The sequence below is a fragment of the Streptomyces xinghaiensis S187 genome, assembly GCF_000220705.2.
GTDB lineage: Bacteria > Actinomycetota > Actinomycetes > Streptomycetales > Streptomycetaceae > Streptomyces > Streptomyces xinghaiensis.
Genome location: NZ_CP023202.1, coordinates 4,124,811 through 4,146,276 on the forward strand (window position 1 = coordinate 4,124,811; position 21,466 = coordinate 4,146,276).

General features: G+C 72.1%; 22 protein-coding genes and 2 pseudogenes. 7 read left to right on the forward strand and 17 right to left on the reverse strand.

What is annotated here, in order from left to right; all coding sequences use genetic code 11:
• Window positions 1-12 precede the first annotated feature (12 nt).
• Entirely contained in the window at window positions 13-777 is a 765-nt protein-coding gene (locus SXIN_RS17685) for a DUF4232 domain-containing protein (RefSeq protein WP_019711879.1), read from the reverse strand.
• Window positions 778-957: 180 nt separating this feature from the next.
• Here SXIN_RS17685 and SXIN_RS17690 point away from each other — a divergent pair, with 180 nt between their 5' ends.
• Window positions 958-2,520 carry a transcriptional regulator gene (locus tag SXIN_RS17690; protein WP_095757216.1) on the forward strand — a complete coding sequence of 521 codons (1,563 nt, stop codon included), beginning with the start codon at window positions 958-960 and terminating at the stop codon, window positions 2,518-2,520.
• A 69-nt stretch (window positions 2,521-2,589) separates the two neighbouring features.
• On the opposite strand, the gene SXIN_RS17695 is transcribed toward SXIN_RS17690, so the two are convergent.
• Window positions 2,590-2,970, reverse strand: a complete 381-nt coding sequence (locus SXIN_RS17695) for a winged helix-turn-helix transcriptional regulator (protein ID WP_019711878.1) — start codon at window positions 2,968-2,970, stop codon at window positions 2,590-2,592.
• 148 nt (window positions 2,971-3,118) lie between these two features.
• On the opposite strand from SXIN_RS17695, the gene SXIN_RS17700 reads away from it, so the two are divergent.
• Window positions 3,119-3,526 (forward strand): RidA family protein, encoded by a 408-nt coding sequence (locus SXIN_RS17700; protein ID WP_019711877.1) that lies wholly within the window; start codon window positions 3,119-3,121, stop codon window positions 3,524-3,526.
• A gap of 133 nt (window positions 3,527-3,659) precedes the next feature.
• On the opposite strand, the gene SXIN_RS17705 is transcribed toward SXIN_RS17700, so the two are convergent.
• The 4 genes from SXIN_RS17705 to SXIN_RS17720 form a co-directional block, all read right to left on the reverse strand.
• Complete coding sequence (locus SXIN_RS17705) at window positions 3,660-5,972, reverse strand: HelD family protein (protein WP_050931254.1); 2,313 nt, start codon at window positions 5,970-5,972, stop codon at window positions 3,660-3,662.
• A 210-nt stretch (window positions 5,973-6,182) separates the two neighbouring features.
• Window positions 6,183-6,389: a DUF397 domain-containing protein gene (locus SXIN_RS17710; RefSeq protein WP_019711875.1), complete on the reverse strand. Its 207-nt coding sequence runs from the start codon at window positions 6,387-6,389 to the stop codon at window positions 6,183-6,185.
• A gap of 32 nt (window positions 6,390-6,421) precedes the next feature.
• A complete protein-coding gene (locus tag SXIN_RS17715; RefSeq protein ID WP_019711874.1) occupies window positions 6,422-6,628 on the reverse strand; it encodes a DUF397 domain-containing protein in 207 nt (68 codons plus the stop codon).
• Window positions 6,625-7,512, reverse strand: a complete 888-nt coding sequence (locus SXIN_RS17720) for a helix-turn-helix domain-containing protein (protein WP_095758086.1) — start codon at window positions 7,510-7,512, stop codon at window positions 6,625-6,627. Before SXIN_RS17720 ends, SXIN_RS17715 begins: the two co-directional genes overlap by 4 nt.
• Before the next feature lie 149 nt (window positions 7,513-7,661).
• Between SXIN_RS17720 and SXIN_RS17725 the strand changes: the two genes are divergently transcribed.
• The 3 genes from SXIN_RS17725 to SXIN_RS17735 all read left to right on the forward strand — a co-directional run bounded on the left by SXIN_RS17725 (window position 7,662) and on the right by SXIN_RS17735 (window position 9,388).
• Window positions 7,662-8,177, forward strand: a complete 516-nt coding sequence (locus SXIN_RS17725) for an ATP-binding protein (RefSeq protein WP_050931252.1) — start codon at window positions 7,662-7,664, stop codon at window positions 8,175-8,177.
• Entirely contained in the window at window positions 8,174-8,536 is a 363-nt protein-coding gene (locus tag SXIN_RS17730; protein WP_019711871.1) for a hypothetical protein, read from the forward strand. Before SXIN_RS17725 ends, SXIN_RS17730 begins: the two co-directional genes overlap by 4 nt.
• An 87-nt stretch (window positions 8,537-8,623) precedes the next feature.
• Window positions 8,624-9,388, forward strand: a complete 765-nt coding sequence (locus SXIN_RS17735) for an alpha/beta fold hydrolase (protein ID WP_019711870.1) — start codon at window positions 8,624-8,626, stop codon at window positions 9,386-9,388.
• Between the two features lie 20 nt (window positions 9,389-9,408).
• On the opposite strand, the pseudogene SXIN_RS32275 reads toward SXIN_RS17735, so the two are convergent.
• Both SXIN_RS32275 and SXIN_RS17745 read right to left on the reverse strand, forming a co-directional pair.
• Window positions 9,409-9,732: pseudogene (locus SXIN_RS32275) on the reverse strand (IS630 family transposase); the annotation flags it as partial.
• A 90-nt stretch (window positions 9,733-9,822) separates the two neighbouring features.
• The gene (locus SXIN_RS17745; RefSeq protein ID WP_337589371.1) at window positions 9,823-10,386 is read right to left on the reverse strand and encodes a GNAT family N-acetyltransferase; all 564 of its coding nucleotides are present in this window, start codon (window positions 10,384-10,386) and stop codon (window positions 9,823-9,825) included.
• A 121-nt stretch (window positions 10,387-10,507) separates the two neighbouring features.
• Here SXIN_RS17745 and SXIN_RS17750 point away from each other — a divergent pair, with 121 nt between their 5' ends.
• Entirely contained in the window at window positions 10,508-10,990 is a 483-nt protein-coding gene (locus tag SXIN_RS17750) for a GNAT family N-acetyltransferase (protein WP_039824494.1), read from the forward strand.
• A gap of 136 nt (window positions 10,991-11,126) precedes the next feature.
• Here the strand turns inward: SXIN_RS17750 and SXIN_RS17755 are convergent, their stop codons facing one another.
• The 4 genes and pseudogenes from SXIN_RS17755 to tnpA form a co-directional block, all read right to left on the reverse strand.
• On the reverse strand, window positions 11,127-11,546 hold the full coding sequence (locus tag SXIN_RS17755) for a hypothetical protein (protein WP_039824492.1): 420 nt from the start codon (window positions 11,544-11,546) through the stop codon (window positions 11,127-11,129).
• Between the two features lie 242 nt (window positions 11,547-11,788).
• Window positions 11,789-13,603: an ArnT family glycosyltransferase gene (locus tag SXIN_RS17760; protein WP_420341058.1), complete on the reverse strand. Its 1,815-nt coding sequence runs from the start codon at window positions 13,601-13,603 to the stop codon at window positions 11,789-11,791.
• Between the two features lie 361 nt (window positions 13,604-13,964).
• Window positions 13,965-14,348, reverse strand: coding sequence for a hypothetical protein (locus SXIN_RS17765; RefSeq protein ID WP_095757219.1), 384 nt, complete (start codon window positions 14,346-14,348; stop codon window positions 13,965-13,967).
• 28 nt (window positions 14,349-14,376) lie between these two features.
• Window positions 14,377-14,762: pseudogene (tnpA, locus tag SXIN_RS17770) on the reverse strand (IS200/IS605 family transposase); the annotation flags it as partial.
• A gap of 75 nt (window positions 14,763-14,837) precedes the next feature.
• Here tnpA and SXIN_RS17775 point away from each other — a divergent pair.
• Window positions 14,838-16,082, forward strand: coding sequence for an RNA-guided endonuclease InsQ/TnpB family protein (locus SXIN_RS17775; RefSeq protein WP_019711866.1), 1,245 nt, complete (start codon window positions 14,838-14,840; stop codon window positions 16,080-16,082).
• Window positions 16,083-16,148: 66 nt separating this feature from the next.
• Here SXIN_RS17775 and SXIN_RS17780 read toward each other — a convergent pair whose 3' ends face one another.
• The 5 genes from SXIN_RS17780 to SXIN_RS31295 all read right to left on the reverse strand — a co-directional run bounded on the left by SXIN_RS17780 (window position 16,149) and on the right by SXIN_RS31295 (window position 21,283).
• Window positions 16,149-16,766: a histidine phosphatase family protein gene (locus tag SXIN_RS17780; protein WP_039824484.1), complete on the reverse strand. Its 618-nt coding sequence runs from the start codon at window positions 16,764-16,766 to the stop codon at window positions 16,149-16,151.
• A 350-nt stretch (window positions 16,767-17,116) separates the two neighbouring features.
• A complete protein-coding gene (locus SXIN_RS17785; RefSeq protein ID WP_019711864.1) occupies window positions 17,117-18,154 on the reverse strand; it encodes a hypothetical protein in 1,038 nt (345 codons plus the stop codon).
• A complete protein-coding gene (locus tag SXIN_RS17790) occupies window positions 18,151-19,800 on the reverse strand; it encodes a GMC family oxidoreductase N-terminal domain-containing protein (RefSeq protein WP_019711863.1) in 1,650 nt (549 codons plus the stop codon). The genes SXIN_RS17785 and SXIN_RS17790 overlap by 4 nt, the downstream gene beginning before the upstream one ends.
• Window positions 19,797-20,558, reverse strand: coding sequence for a DUF5987 family protein (locus tag SXIN_RS17795; protein ID WP_238153796.1), 762 nt, complete (start codon window positions 20,556-20,558; stop codon window positions 19,797-19,799). Before SXIN_RS17795 ends, SXIN_RS17790 begins: the two co-directional genes overlap by 4 nt.
• Complete coding sequence (locus SXIN_RS31295; RefSeq protein WP_157916299.1) at window positions 20,543-21,283, reverse strand: hypothetical protein; 741 nt, start codon at window positions 21,281-21,283, stop codon at window positions 20,543-20,545. Before SXIN_RS31295 ends, SXIN_RS17795 begins: the two co-directional genes overlap by 16 nt.
• Window positions 21,284-21,466: the final 183 nt, after the last annotated feature.

Sequence of the window (21,466 nt, forward strand, 5' to 3'; positions counted from 1 at the left end):
GCCCCGGCCGGGTCACCAGGTCAGCGCGCTCTCCACGTCCGTCTGCCAGTACGTGACGGCGGCTCCGTCGTTGACGGTGACGCCCTCGCCCGGGAGCGGCAGCTTCACCATGGCACCCGTCGAACCACCGTTCCGGGCGGCGAACAGCACGTCCAGCCGCTGGGACCGGAGGTCGTGCCCGCCGTCCGGCACCCAGGTGAGGATGCCCGCGTAGGCGGACTCGCCCGGTGCGAGGGTGACGACGGCCTGCGGCTTGCTGTCCTCCACGATCTGGAGAGCCGACTGGGCGTCCTCGCTGAACCGCAGAAGCGGGGCGCTGTACGCGAAGCAGGGCGCGGTGCCGGTGTTGGTGGCGGTCAGCAGCAGGTGGTTGATGGGGCGCGACACCTCGGTGACGGTGACCTCGGTGTTGGCGGCGGAGCAGGTCACCGGCTTCCGGTCCGCCTTGCCGGACCGGGACCCGGACGCGGTGGTCCCTTCCGCGCCGTCCTTGTCGGCGGCGGAGCCGGCGGGCACCGCGTTGATGCGGTCCCCGTCGCCCTTCCCGGCCCCGTTCCCGTCCTCGTTGCCGTTCCCGGAGCCGGACTCGCCCTTCCCCGCCGGCTCCTGCGGCGTACCGCCGCCCTGCTCCCCGGCCGCACCCGACGAGGCCGGGCCCTCGCTCTGCACACCCCCGCCGTCCGCGCAGGCGGTCAGCGAGAGCGCGGCGATGGCCGCGGAAGCGGCGGTGAGGAGGAGGCGGGTGCGGGTGCGGGAGCGGTGAGTGAGTGCGGACATGGTGATTCCCCCAAGAGGACACGCGATGCGGAGCAGCGGCTCGTCCGGTGAGCGGGAGCCGCGTGCTTGGATGTCCTCAGCTTGTGCCGCGATCCGTTCCAGCCGGTAGCCGTGGCGGGGAGTTCGGAGGGCTGGAACGTTCGGAGCGGTGCTGACCAGGGGAAATGACCCTCCCCTCGAATGCGTGAATGGGATGGAGACCAGGTGGGGACGGCGGAGGAGAAGGCCGAGTTCGCCGAGCTGCTACGGGGGCTGAAGGACCGCTCGGGGCTCAGCTACGGCACGCTGGCGAAGCGTCTGCACATGAGCGCGTCGACGCTGCACCGCTACTGCAACGGCGACGCCGTGCCGGCGGATTACGCACCGGTGGAACGCCTCGCACGGCTGTGCAAGGCCACACCGGACGAGCTGGTCGAGGTGCACCGCCGGTGGGTGGTGGCGGGCGCCGCCCGCGACCGCGAACGCAAAGCGGCGGCAGCGGCGGCAGCGGCGGCGGGTACGGCGGCGGGTACGGCGCAGGCCGACGGCACGGCCGCACCGGGCCGCGAGGCGCCGGACGCCGCCGGCGGTCTGCCCGGCCCCGGGGCCCGGGCGGGAACCGCCGGAGCGCCGGGGTCCGCGGCACCTGCGGGTTCTCCGGGATCCGCCGGGGAGGCCGGAACCGCTGCGGAGGCGGGGCCTGTTGGGGCGGCCGGACCCACCACACCCGCCGAACCCCGTGACGATGCCGCGCCCGCCACGGAAGGTGGGACCGCGGGTCCGGCCCCGGAAGGCCGTCCCCGTCCCCATCCCGTTTCGCGCCCCCGCACCCGCAGCCGCGCCCGGCGCTTCGGGCGCAAGGCGGCGCTCGGTGCCTCCGCCGCCGCCCTGGCCGTCGCCGCGACGGCCGCGCTGGTGAGCCTGGTGCCCGACGGAGAGTGGGGCGAGCGGCGGTCGGACTCGGCATCCGCCGCCGACAGCGCCGCCGGCGGGACCGCGGCGGAGGACAAGAACGGCACGTCGCCCTCCCCTTCGTCCTCTGCCTCTCCCTCCGCCGGTGACGCGAGCCCTTCGGCCCCCGCCCGCGGAAAGCCGGAGCCCGGCACGTCCGGAGACCCCTCGCCGGGCGGAAACCCGGGCCGGAACGAGGCTCGTGGGCAGACGGGCGCCGCCCCCCTCGCGGTGACCACCCGTGCCCACGCCTGGGAACACCCCTGCTCCGCGCGGTACTTGATCAACCGCCCGCCGGAGAAAGTCTCGCCGCCGCCCGCGGTGCAGGAAGCCCCGGGCTGGGTGAACGCGCTGGGCGCCGTCGCGGCGGACGAACACCGAATCGAACTCACCGTGCAGGGCACCGGCGAGAAGACGGTGGTGCTCCAGGCCCTGCGCGTCCGCGTGGTGGAGCGCGCGGGCGTGCCGGCCTGGAACGCGTACCGGATGGGGATCGGCTGTGGGGGCGACGTCCCCACGAGGACGTTCGCCGTCGACCTGGCGGCGGGCAACCCGGCGCCCGTGCCGAAGGCCGGCCAGCGCGACTTCCCGTACAAGGTGAGCGAGAGCGACCCGGAGGTGCTGTACGTCACCGCCGAGGCCGGCTCCCAGTACGTCAGCTGGTACGCGGAGCTGGAGTGGGCGAGCGGCGGCCGCCACGGGATTCTGCGCATCGACGACAACGGCAAGCCGTTCCGCACCACGTCCGCGAAGGGCCGCCCGGACTACGGCTACCCGCTGGGCGGCGACGGCTGGATCACCCCGCTGGACTGACCGCTGGGCTGACCGCTGCCGGGGTCGGCCGGGCCCCGGCGGCGTCCGGGTGCCGCGCCCGCTCCGCCGTCAGCTGCCGAAGCGGTGGCGGGCGGCTTCGATGTGGCCGAGGTACTGGTGGGTCCAGTCGCACATTCCGTCGACCGTCTTCCGCAGGGCCGTGCCGGCCTCGGTGAGGGTGTACTCGACGCGCGGCGGCACGGTGGGGTGCACCGTCCGTGAGACCAGGCCGTTGCGCTCGAGCATGCGCAGGTTCTGGGTGAGCATCTTGTGGCTGATGCCCTCGAGCTCGTTTCGCAACTCGCTGAAACGCAGCGTGCGGTCCCCGAGTATCTCGATGATCAGCAACGCCCACTTGTTGGCGACGTCCGAGAAGATCTCCCGCGCCAGGGAGTCCGCGCGCAGCAGATCCGCTTCATCGGGCGAGCCCGTGAACTGCTTGGTCACCATGAGGTTCCCCAGTCACTGAAAAGTGCGTTCTTCCATGTCAGCCGCCACTCTCCTACGGTTCCCGAGTAACCACAAGAGAGCGGCTGTGCTCCTGCTCCGTGGTGACGAGGAATGAACCCACGGGTTCCGATGACAAGGAGACGGACAGATGGCCATCACCCTGGTGAACCCCACCGGCCTGCCGGAGATCGACGTGTACCGGCAGGTGTCGGTCGCGACCGGGTCGAAGCTGGTCTTCATCGCCGGGCAGGTCGCCTGGGACGGCGAGGGCGCCACGGTCGGCGAGGGCGACCTCGCCGCGCAGGTCGAGCAGTGCTACCTCAACGTCGGCACGGCCCTGGCCGGGGTTGGCGCGAGCTTCGACGATGTGGCGAAGCTGACCGTCTACGTCGTCGACTGGACCCCCGACAAGATGCCCCCGCTCCTGGAGGGGATCTCCCGGGCGGCCGGGAAGCTGAAGGTCACCCCGGCCCCGCCGGCCACCCTGCTGGGCGTTGCCGCCCTGGACGTGCCCGAGCACCTGGTCGAGATCGAAGCCACCGCGGTCATTGACTGAGCGGGGGCGCCGCCCCGACGCTGCGGCTGACCCGTGAGAGCCCGGAGCGGGGCCGGGGCACGGCCAGGCCGGGGCGAGGGCTCGGGCGCCCCGCCCCGGCCCCGGCTCCCGGGCCCGGTCCTGAACCCCCGACTCACCCCTCAGCCGGCGCCCCCACCTCACCCCCCGCCCCCGGCGCGAGCCCTGCCTCCAGCCCTCCCGTCGCTTCCAGCCCTTCCGGCAGCGCCGCCGCGTGGACGACACCCAGCCGCTGCGTCGCCCGGGTCAGCGCCACATACAGATCGCTCACCCCGAACTCCGCCGGTTCCACGACGATCACCGCGTCGAACTCCAGCCCCTTCGCCTGCCGCGGGCCGAGCACCACCACCGGGCGCGTCAGATCCGGCCGCGCCCCGGCGGAGGACTCCGGCAGCGCGGCGGCCAGCGTCTCCACCAGCTCCCCGGGCGCGATCACCGCGAGCCGCCCCTGCCCGGCCGCGTCACCGAGCTGTGCGGCTTCCCGTTCCACCGCCGCGGCGACGGCGTCCGCCAGCTCCTTCTCCTCCGCCACCCGGTGCGCCCACGGCGCGCTGCCCGTCGTACGGATCGAACGCGGCGGCCGGAACGACGGGTCGACAGCCCGCAGCACCCCGGCCGCGACGTCCATGATCTGGCTGGGCGTGCGGTAGTTGACCCCCAGCCGGACGTGCTCCCACCGCTCCCCCACATACGGCTCGAGGATCCGTTCCCAGGAGCCGCAGCTCCCGGGCTCGGCGGTCTGCGCCGGGTCACCGACCAGCGTCATGGAACGGGTCGGGCAGCGCCGCATCAGCAGCCGCCACGCCATCGGGGACAGCTCCTGCGCCTCGTCCACGATGATGTGCCCGAACGCCCAGGTGCGGTCCGCCGCCGCGCGTTCGGCGGCGCTGCGGTGGTCCGCCTCCTCGGCGCGGTCGGCCAGCCGTTCGGCGTCGATCAGGTTGTGCGCGGCCAGCACCTCCGAGTCCTCGTCGTCGCGGTCCTCGAACTCCTGCGTCCGGGAGCCGTACGACAGGTCGAGCACGCCCTGCGCGTAGGCGACGCGCTCCTGCCGCTCGGCCTCGGCGCGGGCACGGGCCGCCGAGTCGTCCTCGCCGAGCAGCTCGGCGGCCTCGTCCAGCAGCGGGACGTCGGCCGTGGTCCACTCACCGCCGGTGCGCCGGATGGCCTCGGCGTCGGCCTCCGGCAGATGGACGGGGTCGGCGAGGAACCCGGCGACCAGCTCCTGCGGCGTCAGCAGCGGCCACAACTCATCGATGGCCGCCTGGACTTCCCCACTCGCGGCGACGGAGATGCCGAGCTGGGCGATGTCGTCCGGGCCGAGGAAGTTCGGGCCCCCGAACGGGTCGGCGCCGATGCGGTCGGCGAGCTGGGCGGTCAGCTCGTCGATGACGCGGAACGCGAAGTGCGGCCGGGCGAGGTTGTGCGGCAGCTTGGTCTCGCGGGCCTGGTGGCGGGCGAGGGTGACGATGTCCGCGTCCAGCAGCAGGTCGCCGTCCTCGGTGCCGATGACGGTCCCGGGCTCGGGCAGCGTCTGCCGGTCCCGTACATACCGGGCGAGGACATCGGCCATCTCGGCCCGGCCCTTGACCTCGGCGGCCTCGGGGGTGTCCGTCGCGGTGGCGGTGACACCGGGGAACAGCTCGCCGGGCGTGGCCATCAGCACGCCCGTCTCGCCGAGCGAGGGCAGCACCTCGCCGATGTAGCCGAGGAAGGCCGGGTTCGGCCCGACGATCAGCACGGCGCGGCGGGCCAGCAACTCCCGCTGGGCGTACAGCAGATACGCGGCCCGGTGCAGCGCGACGACGGTCTTGCCCGTGCCGGGCCCGCCCTCCACCACCAGTACGCCCCGGTGCGGGGCACGGATGATCCGGTCCTGCTCGGCCTGGATGGTCTGCACGATGTCGTGCATCCGGCCGGTGCGGGCGGCGTCGAGGGAGGAGAGGAGCACGGCGTCGGCGCCGGTGCCCTCGTGGCCGGTGCGCTCGCTGTCGCCCAGGTCGAGGATCTCGTCGTGCAGGGCGGTGACCCGCTGCCCCTCGGTGGTGATGTGGCGTCGGCGGCGCAGCCCCATCGGGGTGTGTCCGGTGGCGAGGTAGAACGGCCGCGCGACATCGGCCCGCCAGTCGATCACGAGCGGGGTGCGCTCGGCGTCGTCGCGGCGGATGCCGATCCGGCCGATGTGGTGATCGCGGCCGTCCCGGAACACCAGCCGCCCGAAGCAGAGCCCGCGCTCACCGGCGTTGAACGCGGCCAGCAGCCCCGACTGCTCGGCCACCATGACGTCCCGCTCCAGCCGCGCCTGGAAGGTGCCGCCGCCCGCTTCCCCGGCGGGGGCCATGGCCGAGCGCAGCGCGTCCTCGGCCTGTTCCCGCAGCTCTTCGAGCCGCGCGTACAGCACATTCATGAATTCCTGCTCGCGACCCAATTCCGCGTTTGACAATGCAACTCCCACCCCGATATGATGGCTGTATAAAGCTTCTCCGTGCCGCCGTTCGGTCTGGACACGGAAACCTCTAATATACGCAACGAAATACCCCGGACGTCAATTGCGTCCGGGGTATTTCGTTTGGCACGAACAGCGGCGGGGCGGGCAACCCGGCCGCGGCGGGGCCGTCCCGGGGGCGAGGACCCGCAGTCAGCCCGCGGCAGCGAAGCGGACGAAGCCGGCCCACGCGCCGGACCTGAACGCGAGCCTCGGGCCCCGGGGGTCCTTGGAGTCGCGGACGAGGACGGTCCCGGGTGCGGCGGCGACCTCGACGCAGGCGGGGCCGTCGTTGCTGCTGTGGCTGCTCTTGTGCCACTCAAGGACGGGATCGTCTCCGAGCGAAGGACTGAGGGCCATGGCCTCTCCAACTCCTCTTCGGCGGGGCGGGGTCAGCGCTCGGTGGTGTACGAGAGGAAGCGGGCCCAGGCGCCGGGCTCGAAGCCGAGCTGTGGGCCTTGGGCGTTCTTGGAGTCACGGACCAGGATCGTTCCGGGTATGGCCGCGACCTCGACGCAATCTGGGCCGTCGTTGCTGCTGTAGCTGCTCTTGGTCCACTGGGGCGCAGAACCGTCTCCGGCCGTTGACTTGAGGGTCATGTCTCTCCAAGCAAATTTTCGATGAAGGCCAGCGACTCCGGCGGCGAAAGGGCCTGGGCCCGGAGCATTCCGTACCGAATTTCCAGGATCTGCACCGCGGCGGGATCCGACACCAGGCGGCTGGTGAGCTGAGCCTCCGAGTACCCCACCGTTGTACCGTCCTTGAGTTTCAGCACGCGAAGTTCGCCGGCCATCCCGGCATGTTCCTGGCGGTTCGTCGGCATCACTTGGATGGCGACGTTCCGCAACTGGCCGACATCCAGCAGATGTTCGAGCTGGCGTCGCAGGACCATTCTGCCTCCGATCGGGCGCCGCAGGGTTACCTCTTCCTGGACAAAGGTGAGGTGGGGGGCGGGCTGACGAGTGAAGACTGATTGCCGGGCCATCCGGGCCGCCACCTGCCGTTCGATCTCATCCACGCTGTACGCCGGGCGGCGCATGGTGAACAGAGCCCTCGCGTACTCCTCCGTCTGCAAGAGGCCGTGCATGTTGTGGTTGCTGTACGACCCGAGCTCGACTGCCTCTGCCTCCAGCCGGGTCAGATCCCGAACCTTCTTCGGATAGCGGGCCTCCGCCACGTCCTTCGCCATCGCCGCGATCCGGCCGCCGGCCTGGAGCGCCTGGTCCGCGTTCTTGAGGAACTCCGGCTGCGGTACGCGACGGGCGCGCTCCACCGACGACACCAGGTCCTCGCCGTACCCGATGGCCTTGCCCAGCTCCGACTGCTTGAGGCCCGCGGCCTCCCGCCACAGCTTGATCTGGCGGCCGACCGTCCGCAGTACCGCCCCGTCGTCGTCCACGGCGGAAGCCCAGCAGGCGCTGTCCGCCCCGTCCGTCGTGTACTCCGTACCGCGCTCGCCCGTACCGTTTCCGTCCACGCTCATGAAGACCCCCTTCGTCATGTGTGGAACGGCTGCGTACGGAGGACGACACGACCGACTGGCGGTACCGATTCCGCACGCGGCCGACAAATACTCTGCGTGCCGCCGCCGTTACTGGTCACGGTAGACCCGGAACGGCCACGCTGAGTGATGTGAAGCAAGAAATCACCCGAACCGGAAATTCCGCTCCAGCCCGGGAGTTCAGCGTCCGGCTGTCTCCCACCCGCCGTGGCGCCCGGCTCGCCCGGCGCCTCGCCGTGGCACAACTGTGCTCGTGGGAGCTGCCGTACGAGACGGCCGAACACATCGTGGCCGAGCTGGCCGCCAACGCCGCGTTCCACGGGCGTGTACCGGGGCGCGACTTCCGCTTGGCGCTCACCCTCCTGGACGCCGACACGCTCCGTATCGAAGTGACCGACACCCGGGACGACCGCCTTCCGCCGGCCTCCGTTCCCGAGTGCCCCGCTTCCGAGGCGGAGTCGGGCCGCGGCCTGCTCCTCGTCGAAGCCCTGGCCGACCGCTGGGGCGTCACCACGGGCCCGCCGCCCCACAAGACCGTCTGGGCCGAACTCACCCTTGCCGTCGCCAACTTCAGCAAAATGCGCTGTACGGGCACCGCCGAGGTGCGCGAGGTAGTTCCCGGAAGGAGGGCGCCGGAGCGGCGGTGACGCGCTTCGCGGAAGGGCTGGGGGAGCAGCGGGCGGAGGCGGAGACGGAGGCGGGCACCGAACTCCCGGCTGAGCTTCGGGAAATGACGCCCCGGATGCAGGCCAACCTGCCCAACCGGCTGGTTCTGGCGGTCGGCCGCGATTCGCGCGAGCAGGTGCCGCTGTCCGGACCGGCCACGCGGCTGGCGCGAATGCTCGGCACGGACGTCGCCGAGTTCCCGGGCGGGCACCGCGGAAGCACCGAGCACCCCGAAGGAGTTCGCCGAACGCCGCCTGGCGGTTCCCCGGTGATCCCCACTGCTGCCGCGCGCCCACGACACGGCCGGACCATGGCACAGCCGGCCTGGCCACTGCTGTGACCGCCATGGTTCGCCGAGGTGACCGGCGGGGAAGCGGCGGCGCTAATCGGGAGGCGTTTCGAACAGCCGCTGCGTAGGGTCTGCCGGATGACGCTCTCTCATGATGTGGCCGGAGGCGGTCCGGTCCTGGTGCTGTTGCATTCCGGGGTGTGTGACCGGCGGATGTGGGATGCCCAGTGGCCGGCCTTGATTGACGCCGGTTACCGGCTGGTGCGCTGTGATCTCCGGGGCTTCGGTGGGACTCCAGCGCCGGACCGGCCTCACAGCGACGCCGAGGATGTGCTGGCCCTCTTGGACACTCTGGGCATCGCGCAGGCGGCACTGGTGGGATCTTCGTACGGCGGGAAGGTCGCCTTGGAGATCGCCGCGCGCTGGCCGGATCGGGTGAGCGCCATTGGGTTGCTCTGTTCCGCCCTGCCCGGTCATGAGCCTTCTGCCGAACTGAGTGCGCTCGGGGAGCGCGAGGAAGCGCTGATCGAGGCGGGGGACATCGTCGGCGCGACGGAACTGATGGTCGAGACCTGGCTCGGCCCGGACGCCGACGAGACCGCCCGCGAGGCGGTACGCCAGATGCAGCGGCACGCCTTCGAGCTGCAGCTGGCCGCCCCTGAGGAGTTCGAGCCAGTCAAGGCCGTGGTCGATCTGGCGGCAATTCAAGCGCCATGCCTTGTCCTGTCGGGCGCGCATGATCTGGAGGACTTCCGACAGATCGCTGCCCGACTGCGCCATCTGCTCGCGAACGCCGACCATGTCGAACTGCCATGGGCAGGTCACCTTCCCAGCCTGGAGCGGCCATCGACCGTTACCGACCTGCTGATCGGCTTTCTCAAGGAGAGAGTCCCTATCGGTTGAGCGTCTCGCGACCCGTCTTGTCATGCGGCGTTGAGGAAGGGGCGTTTGCCCCAGCGGAAGCCCTTCTCGCCGCGATGCGGGCACGCTCCTTGCGCTGGGCGGCCGGCACGGCGGGATGGCGGGTGTTGGCGTTGCGCCCGGCGCAAGTACAAGTAGGCGTGCAGTGCACGGGTCTGGACGGTTGGTTCGGATGGTTGGAGCTGGCCAGGGTGAACTGCCTCAGCGGGCCGAAGTGCGCCTCGATCGGGTTGGCACAGGAGGCGTTGGTCGGGGTGAAGCACAGCTCGACCTTGTTCCTTCCCAGCCCATTGGCGGATCTTGCTGCCCTTGTGAGCGGAGAGGCTCCAGGATCACGTGGTTCGGGGCGCGACCAAATGTGGCCTTACATCCAACCGGCTCAGCCGGCACTCCGGCGAACCTTCCCGGTCACAGCACTACTCGTGGACATCCCGGCCGTTCTTCTCACGCCACTCGTCTTCGAGGATGCCGAACACCTCGGAGTCTCGCCAACGGTCCCGTATCAGGGCAGTGTGACGATGACGCCCTTCCCAGGTCATGCCGAGCTTGACGAGAACCCGTGCCGACGCGAGGTTCCGCGGGTCACAGGTGGCATGAATGCGGTGCAGCCCGAGATCCTCGAACCCTCGTGCAAGGGGTTCCCGCCCGATCGCCGTTCCGACGCCCCGTTCCCAGACCCGGGGATGCACGGCATAGGCGATCTCGCCCTGGCGTTGCGCTCGGCTCCGGACACGGAGCTCGCACATGCCGACCACGTCGCCCTGGACACGTGCCGCATAAGCGAACCGCTGCTGAGGTGAGTGCGCCCAGGCATCGACGGCGGTTGCCACGAACGCGCGCGTTTGCTCTTCGGCGTTGGGTCCCCAGGTCTGGAAGCGGCAGACCCGGGCGAGGGAAGCCCAGGAGCGGACAGCTCGCCAGTCGGCGAGCTCGATCCTGTTCAGGTCACCGGAGCCCGAGTCATCAGCCGATCTTGCCAGATGCGCTCCCGTCGGCGTTCCGGGTCAGCGGCAGACTCCGAGCACACGTGGCCGAAGCACAGACGGCAACCGCTCGTGGGTGCGGTCATCCGGGCGGCCGGGGCAGGGACACACTGAAGCCATGCTGCGACTGCGAGTTCTCACGGAGCACGACTGGCCGTTGTGGCGGGAAGTCCGTCTCGCCGCGCTGAGCGAGGCGCCCCACGCCTTCAAGGTCCGGCTCGCGGAGTGGGACCGGGGTGGCGAGGAACGGTGGCGTGCGCGCCTGGAGGCGCCCGACGCCTACAACGTCGTCGCCCTGCTGGACGGCCGGGCCGTCGGAATGGCCAGTGGCGTTCCGGACGGGAACGGGCTGTGTGAGCTGCGGTCGGTGTGGGTCGGCCCGGAGGCGCGGGGGCGGGGTGTGGCGGACGAACTGCTGGCGGCGGTCGAGACGTGGGCCCGGCGCTCCGGGGCCACGGCACTCAAGCTCGCCGTGATCCCGGGCAACGAGCCCGCCGCCGCGCTCTACCGGCGGCACGGCTTCGTCGCCACGGGGGAGTCTGGGGACGTTCTGTCCGACGGGGTGACGCGGGAACAGGTGATGGTCAAGGCGCTGGGCTGATACGACCGCGTGGCGGAACGCCCGTGAGCAGGGACGGACTTGTGGTGTGTCGTCCTCTGGGCCAGGTGTGGGTGCTCAGACCGGTATCGGCGGGGAAGCCGTCCATGGGCCCGGTCCGGTCCCCGGGGGGAAAGCCTCAGTTGCTTTCACTGAGTTCGGTGCAGAGCTTTCCCCAGGCCAGTCTGGCGTTGTAGCTGCGCGTCGAGGCGCTCGACCGGTAGCTCTCCTTGCGCGCCATCGCCTGGGCGAACTCCGTGGAGGCCTCCCCGTCGATCCGGAGCAGTTCCCTCAGCTCCACGTCCTCGGTCTCCTCGGCGACTGCCGAGAGCTTCTGGCCGTAGAGGCGCAAGGACTGTTCCATGCCCATCGACGGCATGTCCTCCCCGTACTCCCGCCAGGCCCGGGAGGCATCCGCACAGGCGTCGCGGGACGCGGACTCGGGGTCGAGCTTCGCGCCCAGTTCGTCGAAGCTGGTCACGCCGAAGAAGGCGAGCAGGGCCAGGGCGGATGCCGCTGCGCCCAGCCACACTGCTACAGGCTGCCCGTTCTCCGCCATGTTCGCCCCCTGGTCCCGGTCGACAGAACATTCATCTTGCCGACACCCTGGTGCGCTGGGCGGCCAGTTGCCCACAATCGGTGACCCGAGGTTGAACGTGCCACGGGCCTCAGCCCGTTGCATCGCCGAGAGTCCGCCTTGCTGCAGTCCACACCTGCTCGAACTCCCGTCCTGCCATCGTCCTGACCGATCAGCTTGGCCGAACCCATAGGCGCACCCCCGGGTTGGTCAGCGCAGCGCACCTACCGGCGGAAGACCGTGATCGAGTGGCCGACCTGCTCGACCGCCCTGCTGCTCTCCACCAGCGCCGCAAGTCTGCCCTCCGCCTTGGCGATCGCGGAGTTCGAGACGACGAGCAGCCCGCGCACCCGGCTCGGCGGCACCTTGCGGGGATCGGACGCCTCGATGCCGTAGTGGGACGGGACGCCGCTGCCCTTGTAGACCAGCCAGACCCGCTGGCCCGGGTACCGTTCCCGCAGACGGTCGGCAAGCCGTCCCAGGTCCTGGCCCCAGTCGACGTTCGAGTCGTGCAGATGGCGGTGGGTGTTCGAGGGCCCGCCGAACGCCTCGTTCGCGTACGGCAGGTAGTACGGGAACGTCCGCAGTGAGCTGACGGCGGCGAAGAGGAGCAGCGCGGCGACCGTCGCCCCGAGGGCGCGCCGCCATCGCGCGGGCGTCCGCAGTGCGGCCACCGCACCGGCTCTACCGGCGACGGCGACGGCGACCGCACCGGCCGCCGCGACCGCCAGCAGCATCGGCAGGAAGACGGCGTAGCGGACGCCCAGATCGCGGTCCCCGCTCATGGCCGCGAGCAGCAGTACGGCCGCCGGGACGAGTACGTACGGTGCCGCCGGGCGCAGCCGGGGAATCGTCACCAGTGCCACCGCGCCCGCCGTCCACAGCGCGAGTGCGCCGAGGGGTGTCTTCACCAGCAGCGCGGCCGGCAGGTAGTACCAGAGCGAACCGCTGTAGTGCCGACCGAAGAGGAAGCCCTCCCACCCGGCGTCCTCGAACGCGAACTGGATGAGCATCCCGTCCCGGAAGGGCTCGGGGAACGGCAGCAGGGCGACGAGCTGTCCGCGCAGCCCGTGCGCGTCCGGAACGCTCCCCGGCGCCGTCCAGCGCAGCCGTGGATCGACGGCCAGGTAGGAGGCCCAGACGACGGCGATGCCGGCCAGGGCCACGCCTGCCGCCGCCAGGAGAGCCGGCCACAGCAGCCGGGCGGCCCGGGGGAGTTGGGGGAGGCCGCGGGGGCGGCCGGAGGCGGTGGGGCTGCCGTCGCTCCCCGGCCCGCCGTCCGTTCTGCGCCGGTACCGGACGACGGTCGACAGCGCGGCCAGCGGCAGCAGCACCGGAACGGCCGCCAGCATGCTCATCTTCGTCGCCACGGCCGCGCCGAGCGCCGCACCGGCGAGCGGGAGGCAGAGCAGCGGTCGTCGCCGGGCCCGCCACAGCAGCCAGACGGACGTCAGCAGGAAGCCGGCCGCCGGGGCGTCGAGCGTGGCCAGCGAGCCGTGGGCGATGACGTCGGGGGAGAACGCGTACAGGGCGAGTGCCACCAAGCCGCCCAGCGCACCGGCCAGATCACGGGCGAAGGTGAAGACGACAACACCGAACAGCAGGGTCAGCGCGATCACCGGCAGCCGCGCCAGCAGCATCAGCCGCCCCGGGTCGTTGCCCGACTCGTACAGGAGACGCCGCCCGAGTTCCGTCTGGTCGCCGTCGAATCCCGGTTCGAGACGGGCGTCGGCGAAGGCCGTTCCGGTCGCGATGACCAGCTTGCCCAGCGGCGGGTGTTCGGGGTTGAACCGCAGGCTGTGCTCGCGCCGGTAGACCTCGGCCGTGCCGACGTACACGGGTTCGTCGATGGTCGGCGTCTGCCGCACGGCCGTCGTGACCATGGCGACCGCCATCTGTCCGAGCAGCGCGGCCACGAGGACCGCGAGGACCCACCGGCGGTGCCGCCGCAGCCACGCCTCAACGTGCCCGCGCGGGCTGGGCGCCTCCCTGCCCGGCGCCGGGACAGCCGCCGGAGGTCCGCCGGCGACTTCCCCCACCGGCTCGCCCCTGGGCCCGCCCGCGGCCCCGAACCGCCCTTCGCTCTCCGCCGGGCCGAGAACCGGGCCCTGCCCCGGCCTCATCGGCCGCTCGGCGCGCGGAGCCCTCCGACCGTGCCGCCGGACCGTCTACGTGTCCCGGTCCCGGGCCCGGTGGTCCCGGTCCCGGGCCCGGCCACGATCACGGCCGTGGGGTGGGGGCCGGGACCGGGACGGCGGCGAAGACGATGCGAAGCGACCATGGCCCCACCCTCGCAAGCAACTCCCGCCCCCGCAGCCACTTCCGTGAACGGCGCGGACGCTGAACGGCGACAGGGCCGCGCGCGGAGGGAAGCCGCCCGGCCGCGCGGACGGGAAGGGCTCACCGCGGAACGCTGTGCTCCCCCGGCCGTTGAGTCGGCAGGACACCCTGATCGGCCAGATTCGTCACCGCATCCGTGTGCTCGCGGATCAGGTAGTCCATGGCGTGCTGGCTCGTCGACTCGTACTCCAACTGCTCGCGGTAGAAGCGCAGCCGTTCCTCGCAGTCCTGGATCACCTCGCCCCAGGTACGGACCCAGACCCGGTACGAGGGCTGGTCGACAGCGCAGCCGGGTGCGCGTCCGCGCTGGTGGGCCATCTGCCGGAGGTTGTCGTCCACGGTGTTCCCGATCAGCCAGAAATCCCAGGTGACGCGGGTGTCGCGGAACCGGTCATCGCCCATCACCGCCTGGGCGTAGCCGCTGATCTGCCCCAGCTCGGCCATGCCGAGGAGCACGCTCGGCCGCTTGAGCTTTTTGCTGCTCGATGTACTGGCGGACGATCGCCAGCGGTGCTCCGCCGCACGATGCGGAGAAGTATGAGGGCGACCACAGGTGCCCGTGCATGATGGCGCGGTTGATCCGGCCGGTGAACTCTCCCCCAGCCTTCGGCCGGGAGGTGCCCCCAGCCGTATCCGCCGGGCGGAGACGCCCTTGAGGCTGTTGACCAGCTTGGAGACGGCGACCTTGGGCGGGTAGTGCACCAACAGGTGGACGTGATCGCGTTCGCCGTTGAACTCCTTCAGCTCCGCCTCGAAGTCCTCGCAGACCTTGCGCATGATCTCTTCGCGGCGCGTCGGCATCGCGTCGTTGAACACCCCGCGCCGGTACTTCGCCACGAAGGCCGAATGCTCGTGCATCGCGGAAACAGCGTGTCTGCCCCGCCTGTAATAGTTCTGTCCATCTGTGAGGTGAATCGTCGTAGGATCTTGGTTGTGCAGCTCCGCTACAACTACCGGGCCTACCCGGACGCCGCACAGCGCCGTGCGCTGGCCCGTGCGTTCGGGTGCGCCCGCGTGGTGTGGAACGACTGCCTGCGCGACCGGAAACAAGCGCACGCGGCGGGACTGCCGTACGTGACGTCGGCCGAGCTGTCCCGGCTGCGCATCACCCAGGCCAAGCGCACCGCCGAGCGCGCCTGGCTCGCCGAGGTGTCGGCGGTTGTCCTGCAGCAGTCCCTGCGGGACCTGGACACCGCCTACAAGAACTTCTTCGACAGCCTCAAAGGCAAGCGGCCAGGCCGCAAGGTGGGGCCGCCCCGGTACAAGTCGAAGAAGGACACCCGGCAGTCGATCCGCCTCAACACCAACGCCTTCTGTCTGAAGGACGACGGCACGGTGTACGTGGCCAAGGTCGGCAACCTCAAGGTCAAGTGGTCGCGCCGGCTTCCGGCCGCACCCACGTCTCTGACCGTCACCAAGGACAGCTGCGGCCGGTGCTTCCTCAGCTTCGTCGTGGACACCGAGCCGGACATCCTCCCCGAGACGGAAGCAGAGTCCGGTATCGACCTCGGCCTGTCCGCCTTCGCCGTCCTGTCCGACGGCAGGAAGATCGACAGTCCCCGCTTCCTGCGGCGGGCGGAGAAGAAGCTCAGGCGTCTTCAGCGGGAGCTGTCTCGTAAGGCCAGGGGATCGAAGAACCGGGCCAAGGCCCGCATCAAAGTCGCACGCCAGCACGCCAGGGTGGCCGACCGGCGCCGGGACTTCCACCACAAGGCATCCACACAGATCATTCGCGACAACCAAGCGGTGTATGTGGAAGACCTCGCGGTGTCCGGTCTCGGGCGCACCCGGCTCGCCAAGTCGGTGCACGACGCGGGATGGTCCGCGTTCACCGGCATGCTGGAGTACAAGGCGGCCAGGCACGGCCGCACCTTCGCCAGGGTGGACCGTGCTTTTCCGTCCTCCCAGGTCTGCTCGGCCTGCGGATTCCGGGACGGTCCCAAGCCCCTGCACGTCCGGGAGTGGACGTGCAGGGGTTGTGGCACCGTGCACGACCGCGACCACAATGCAGCCCGCAACGTCCTCTGCGAAGGACGCCGCATCGTCGCCGCCGGACGGGCGGAGACACCAAACGCCTGTGGAGCGCCGGTAAGACGGGCACCCGTGCCCGCACAGCGCGGTGAAGCAGGAAGCCCCCGGAAGGGTCAGCCGACCCAGGCCGGAATCCCTGGACCTTAGGCCAGGGAGCACGTCAAAACTCGGATGTTCGGAACAAGTCACTGGGAGTTTCCGTACGGTGTGGTCTCAGAGGCGCAGCTCGGGCGGGAAGCCCGTCCACCGCAGCTCGGGCGGCAGGTGCCCCGTGTCGTTGTAGACGAGCACGGAGGCCGGGCGGTCCGGGGCGTAACGGATCACCGTGAGGGCGGCGTTGGCGTGGTTCAGCCCGATCCAGCGCCAGTCGGGGGCGTCGAGGGCGGCGCGGACCAGCCAGCCGATCAGGAAGGTGTGCGTGACGACCAGTTCGTGGCGCGGTTCGGCACCGTCCACCGGCCCGGTGAACCGCCGGAGGGCTTCCCGGGCCATGGCCGGTCCGTTCTCCCGCTCCTCCGCCGGGAATCCGGAGAGTCGGTCGAGCAGGAGATCCGCGGAGGCCGGCGGCCGTTTCTCGCGGCGCGGGACGTGGGGCACGTAATCGCCGGCCGGCTCACAGCGGTGCACGGGAACGCCGTCCACCTGTGCGGCGATCAGCCGGGCGGTCTGCGCCGCGCGGGGCAGCGGGCCGTGGTGGATCACGGAGATCGGGCGGCTCCGCAGCCGTTCGCCGAGAGCCGTCGCCTGGCGGCGGCCGTTCCCGGTCAGGGCGCTCCCGTCCGGGGACGCCTCGCCGTGCCGGGTCAGCCAGAGGTAGCGATCGGCCGCCATGTCGCTCTCCCGGGGATGATTGGTGATCACGCCTTGAAGGGGATGGACGCCGTCCTCGTCGCCCCGGTTGCGCTTCGGGTGACGGTGGTGGCGGCCCGGGCCGTGTGTCGCTCACCGCGCCGCCGTGACGGTGCGGTCTCCGGAGCGGCCGTACCGAGTCCCCTTCGGCGAGGCGGAGTTCGCCGGAGCGGGTGAACCGACCGCGGTGCCGTCGGGGCCGGTCCGGCCCGGCTGTATGGCGGGCTCCGCCGCTCCCTCCCCGGTTCCGTCGGCGGGGAGGGAGCGGCGGCTCGGTCAGGTGTACGGCTGCGGGGTTCGCTCCGTTCGGCCGGACACCGACCGCTTCGGGGTCACGGCCGCTCGCCGACCTCCGCGTGCGCCGTGTGGTCCAGGAACCAGCGGCGCTCCGTCTCCCAGCGGGAGCCGGTGCGGCGCTCGGCCACGACCTCCGCGCTCGCCCGCTCGCTGTTGGTGCAGGTGGCCGTCGCGCCGTCCGGATCGGTGTACGAGAGGGCGACGCAGTCGGCCGGGTCCTGGCGGACCTCCACCCGGAGCCGGCGGCGGCCCGCCCGGCCGGTCACCGTCCACTCCGGCAGGCCGATGTCCGCCGTGAAGCGCGGTGCCGCGAGCAGCGGGTCGCGCGGCCAGTCCTTGCCGCCGACGCGCAGTTGCAGCAGGGGGAGGGGCGGAAGCAGCCGCATCCCGGGGCGGCGGGCCACGGCCGCCACGATCTCCAGGACGTCGCCGCCGCCCAGGCCGGCGTGGAGCCAGGCCCACCGCTTCGCGTTGCCGTGCCCGGCGATCCGCGACACCCCGCCCCGCGCGTCCGCCAACTCCAGCTTCTCGCCGTGCACGTCCACCTCGCCGTAGAAGCGGGCGTCCGGCGCGGGCACGATCTGCGCGGCCGGGAGCAATCCCGTCCGCCATGCCCAGCGCGGGAAGGTGTACAGCGGTGCGCCGCCGCCCTCCACCACGCGCAGCCGCCAGCGGATGCCGCCCGCCGCCCCCGCCAGCAGGCTGCTGGAGGCGTGGACTTCGGGGGAGGTGTAGTACGGGACGGGGCTGTCCGCCACCGGCAGGGTGGCCCCGGGTGACTCCGGGCCGAACCGTTCCGTCACCGGCGGGCTTCCGTCCGCCGGGAAGACGGAGATCCAGCCGTGCGGCCGGGCCGGTCCGCCGTCCGCCGGGGCGACCACCTCGTGGTGGATCCAGACGCCCGTGCCGGTGCGCGGGTCCGTGAGGGTGGCGTACCAGACCTCCAGGCGGCCGGACTTGCCGGTGAGCCGGGGCCGGTACAGCCGCTCCAGCGCCTCGCGGCCCGCCGTCGCGCCCGCGCCCTTCCCTGCGCTCTTCCCCGGGCCCGTCCCCATCTCCGCTCCGCCCGTCATCGTCCGCTCCCCTGCAGTGTCCTGAGCGCCGCCTTCCGCGCCGCCGTCCCGCCGTCCGGGGACGGCGCCCCGTACCGCACATCCACCCCGGCCTCCGCCGCCCGTTCCACGATGGACGGGCAGGCGCGCTCGGCCAGCGCCGCGACCGTCAGCGAGGGGTTGACGCACAGGGAGGTCGGGACGGCGGAGGCGTCCGTCACGAACAGGCCCGGGTGGCCGCGCAGTTCGTTGCGGTCGTCCAGGGCGGACGTGGCCGGGTCGTCGCCGATCCGGCAGGACGACAGCGGGTGCGCGCTGACCGACCCCGCGAACTCGCTCCACGGCCGCACCCGCGCCAGCCCGTCCTTCTCCAGCACGGCCCGCGCCTCCCGGTCCGCCTCCGCCCAGCCGCGCAGGGTGTTGGCGTTCGGCCGGTACCTCAGCGTGGACAGGCTCAGCGAGGAGGCGAGCCGCACGGCGGCGCCGGTGGGCGGCGGCGGGCCGAACACCCCTTCGTTGTCGTCCTCCGTCATCGCCAGGACGGAGAGCCAGGAGCGCCAGCGTGCCCGCAGCGCCTTCTTCTCCGTGCCGAACCAGCTCGTCGCCGGGTCGTCCGTGGCCTGCGCCAGGACGTTCGTGATGCCTGGGAAGTAGATCTGCTGGAGGGAGAAGCGGCTGAACTCCGGGGCGTCCGGGTCGAGCCGGTCGTAGGACATCGAGCCGATCGGCTTGCCGACGGGGAAGCCCTCGTACGGGACACCCGGCGCCCGCTCCAGCCCGAGCAGGTCGCGCACCTTCCTCTCGTCGACGTCCGCGATGGACACCCGGTCGCCGTTGCCGGAGAAGTGGCGCCCCACCGCGCGCGGCATGGAGCCCAGCAGGGCGGCCGACCGCCGGAGGATCACCGGGGTCGCCATGGCGCCGGCCGCTACCACCACGATCTTCGCCTCGATGAGGCCCGCGCCGGCCGGGACGCGGTAGTCGGTGCCGTCCAGCACGCTGTACGCGACCCGGTAGCGGTAGCCGGGCGTGACGGCGGGGGCGATGGTCTGCACCTCGTGCAGCGGGCGCACCTCCGCCCCGGCCGCCGTGGCCGCGGGCAGGTAGTTGAGCAGCATGGAGCGTTTGGCGTCGAAGCGGCAGCCGTTCAGCATCCAGTTGCAGTTGGTGCAGGTGTCGAGGTCGACGGCGAGCGGGACGGGGTTGCAGCTGCGCCCGGCCCGGTCGCAGGCGGCCGCGAACAGCCCGCCGGGGTACGGCACGTCGTCCCAGCTCTGCCGGGCCACGGGGATGGCCTCCTCGACCCGGTCGTACCAGGGGTCGAGGGCGTCGCGGGTCAGCGCGGCCGGCCACAGGCGGCGGCCGAGGCCGCCCCGGCGTTCGAAGACGAAGCCGGGGGCGCGGAGCGAGGCGGCGAAGTAGACGACGCTGGAGCCGCCGACGCAGTTGCCGGCGACGACGGTGATGCCGTCGCCCTGCACGAGGTCGACGGCGCGCGTGTAGCCGCCCATCCGCAGGTCGTGGGTGAAGTCCTGGGCGCTGAGCTCGGGCCCGCGTTCGAGAACGGTGACCTTCGCCCCGCCCGCCGCCAGATGGTAGGCGGGAATGGCGCCGCCGAAGCCGCTGCCGATGACAAGGACGTCGGTGCGTTCGATGGCGGTCGTCATGCGGGGTGGCCTCCGGAGGTGGTGCGCGGGTGGGTGCGGGCCGGTTCCCGGCCGTAACCGAACTCCGGGAAGCGCCATAGGCCGTCCGCGTCCGGAGGCGGGAACGCGCTCCAGGCCAGGCCGGGATGGCGCTGCGCGATCGCGTCGGTGGTGTGGAGGTGGGCCGCCGTGTCGAAGGCCAGCGAGGAGAAGAGGGCGAGCAGGACCCAGAGCTTCTGGTCCGCCGCGCCCGGCTCCAGCAGTTCCGCGGCGAGGGCGGTGCGGTCACGGAAGCCGAGACCGGCGAAGGCGGAGCCGAGGACCGGCAGCAGGACCCGGCCCCTGCGGAGCGCGTACGCCACGGCTCGGGTGTCCAGCAATTCGGCGAGGACCGGCAGCAGCGGCGCGAGTCCCAGCTCGGGCAGGCACAGCAGTTCGACGGTTCCGGCCTGCACGGCACCGGGGCCGGCGGCGGCGCCCGCGACGGCACGGTCGCCGGAGTGGCGCTTCTCGCCCGGGACCATGGTGTCGGCGAACGCCTCCAGGGCGGTCCGCCACGCACTGATGTCCGGGACGGCGGCGGGTCCGGTGGCGAGCGCGGCGGCCGGCCCGGCGGCCGAGGCCCGCGCGGGGACGGCGACCGCCCCGGTCTGCAGCGCGGCGACGGCACCGGCCAGCCCGAGTACGAGCTGCCGCCGGGTGGGGCGGCGGGGGTACGGCGTCCCGCTCGGTGCCCCGTTCGGCCGTGGCGCGATCCGCCCGTTCACCGGGTCCGCCACGAACAGGACAGGCTCAGCGGCAGCTCGACCTTGACGCCGAGGGAGGCGCGCAGCAGGGCGTCGGCGAGCGCGGGATCGTACGGGCGGAGGGCGTCGGCCGCCTCCTCGCCCGTGGCCGGTGCCCCGGCGACCTTGATGTTGCGGGCCTTGAGCGCGGCCTCGCCGGACGACTGGTCGAACCAGTAGCTGCCGTCCCAGCCGACGAGGGCGGGGCCGCCCGGGTGGGTCTGGACGCTCCAGTGGTCCAACTGCCAGTAGCGGCAGGCGGGGATGGCCAGGGCGAAGCGGGCGGGCTCGGCGAGCAGGAAGCGCAGGGCGCCGCCGTTGCTGACGGTGATGTCGCGCTTGGCGTACTCCACGCAGACGGGGTCGGTGCCGATGAGGGCGAGCGGCGGGGTCTCGCCCTCGCCGTACCGGTGGAAGGTGCACGCGTCGGCGAAGGCGGGGTCGGTGTAGCCGCCGGGGCCGACGCCGAGCGGGACGGCGCCGCCCGTGGCTCCGGCGGAACCGGGGGACGCGGCGGTACCGGCCATGCCGGTATCACCGGTGATACCGGTGATACCGGTGAGGCCTGCGACGCCGGTGATGTCGGTGACGTCTGCGATGTCGGCAGCGGCAGCGGCGGCGGGCGTGGCGGGGAGCGCGGAGAGGAACAGCGCGGCGCTCAGCCCGGCCACGGCGGCACGCAGGCGTACGGGGGAGACAGCGCGGGATGGCGTGGGCACGGCAGGGACCTGCTTCCCGTCGGGGCATGCGGGGGCGAAGGCGGGGATGAGGGAGCGGAGGCGGGGGATTCCGGCCACCGGTGGCTGGTTACCGCCGGTTACGCGGGCCTGTATCGTGATGGCGCGGCGCTCGCCGCGCAACCCCCTCCGCTGCCGCCTCCACAAACTCCCCCCGACTTCTGA

What these genes read in the sequence shown, in the direction of transcription:
- SXIN_RS17695 (WP_019711878.1), bottom strand. Translation starts at nt 2,970, where the DNA reads ATGGTGACCAAGCAGTTCACGGGCTCGCCCGATGAAGCGGATCTGCTG.
- SXIN_RS17720 (WP_095758086.1), bottom strand. Translation starts at nt 7,512, where the DNA reads ATGAGCGTGGACGGAAACGGTACGGGCGAGCGCGGTACGGAGTACACG.
- SXIN_RS17780 (WP_039824484.1), bottom strand. Translation starts at nt 16,766, where the DNA reads ATGGCGGCCGATCGCTACCTCTGGCTGACCCGGCACGGCGAGGCGTCC.
- SXIN_RS17790 (WP_019711863.1), bottom strand. Translation starts at nt 19,800, where the DNA reads ATGACGACCGCCATCGAACGCACCGACGTCCTTGTCATCGGCAGCGGC.
- SXIN_RS17785 (WP_019711864.1), bottom strand. Translation starts at nt 18,154, where the DNA reads ATGACGGGCGGAGCGGAGATGGGGACGGGCCCGGGGAAGAGCGCAGGG.
- SXIN_RS17765 (WP_095757219.1), bottom strand. Translation starts at nt 14,348, where the DNA reads ATGGCCGAGCTGGGGCAGATCAGCGGCTACGCCCAGGCGGTGATGGGC.
- SXIN_RS17750 (WP_039824494.1), top strand. Translation starts at nt 10,508, where the DNA reads ATGCTGCGACTGCGAGTTCTCACGGAGCACGACTGGCCGTTGTGGCGG.
- SXIN_RS17715 (WP_019711874.1), bottom strand. Translation starts at nt 6,628, where the DNA reads ATGACCCTCAAGTCAACGGCCGGAGACGGTTCTGCGCCCCAGTGGACC.
- SXIN_RS17690 (WP_095757216.1), top strand. Translation starts at nt 958, where the DNA reads ATGCGTGAATGGGATGGAGACCAGGTGGGGACGGCGGAGGAGAAGGCC.
- SXIN_RS17700 (WP_019711877.1), top strand. Translation starts at nt 3,119, where the DNA reads ATGGCCATCACCCTGGTGAACCCCACCGGCCTGCCGGAGATCGACGTG.
- SXIN_RS17685 (WP_019711879.1), bottom strand. Translation starts at nt 777, where the DNA reads ATGTCCGCACTCACTCACCGCTCCCGCACCCGCACCCGCCTCCTCCTC.
- SXIN_RS17735 (WP_019711870.1), top strand. Translation starts at nt 8,624, where the DNA reads ATGACGCTCTCTCATGATGTGGCCGGAGGCGGTCCGGTCCTGGTGCTG.
- SXIN_RS17710 (WP_019711875.1), bottom strand. Translation starts at nt 6,389, where the DNA reads ATGGCCCTCAGTCCTTCGCTCGGAGACGATCCCGTCCTTGAGTGGCAC.
- SXIN_RS17755 (WP_039824492.1), bottom strand. Translation starts at nt 11,546, where the DNA reads ATGGCGGAGAACGGGCAGCCTGTAGCAGTGTGGCTGGGCGCAGCGGCA.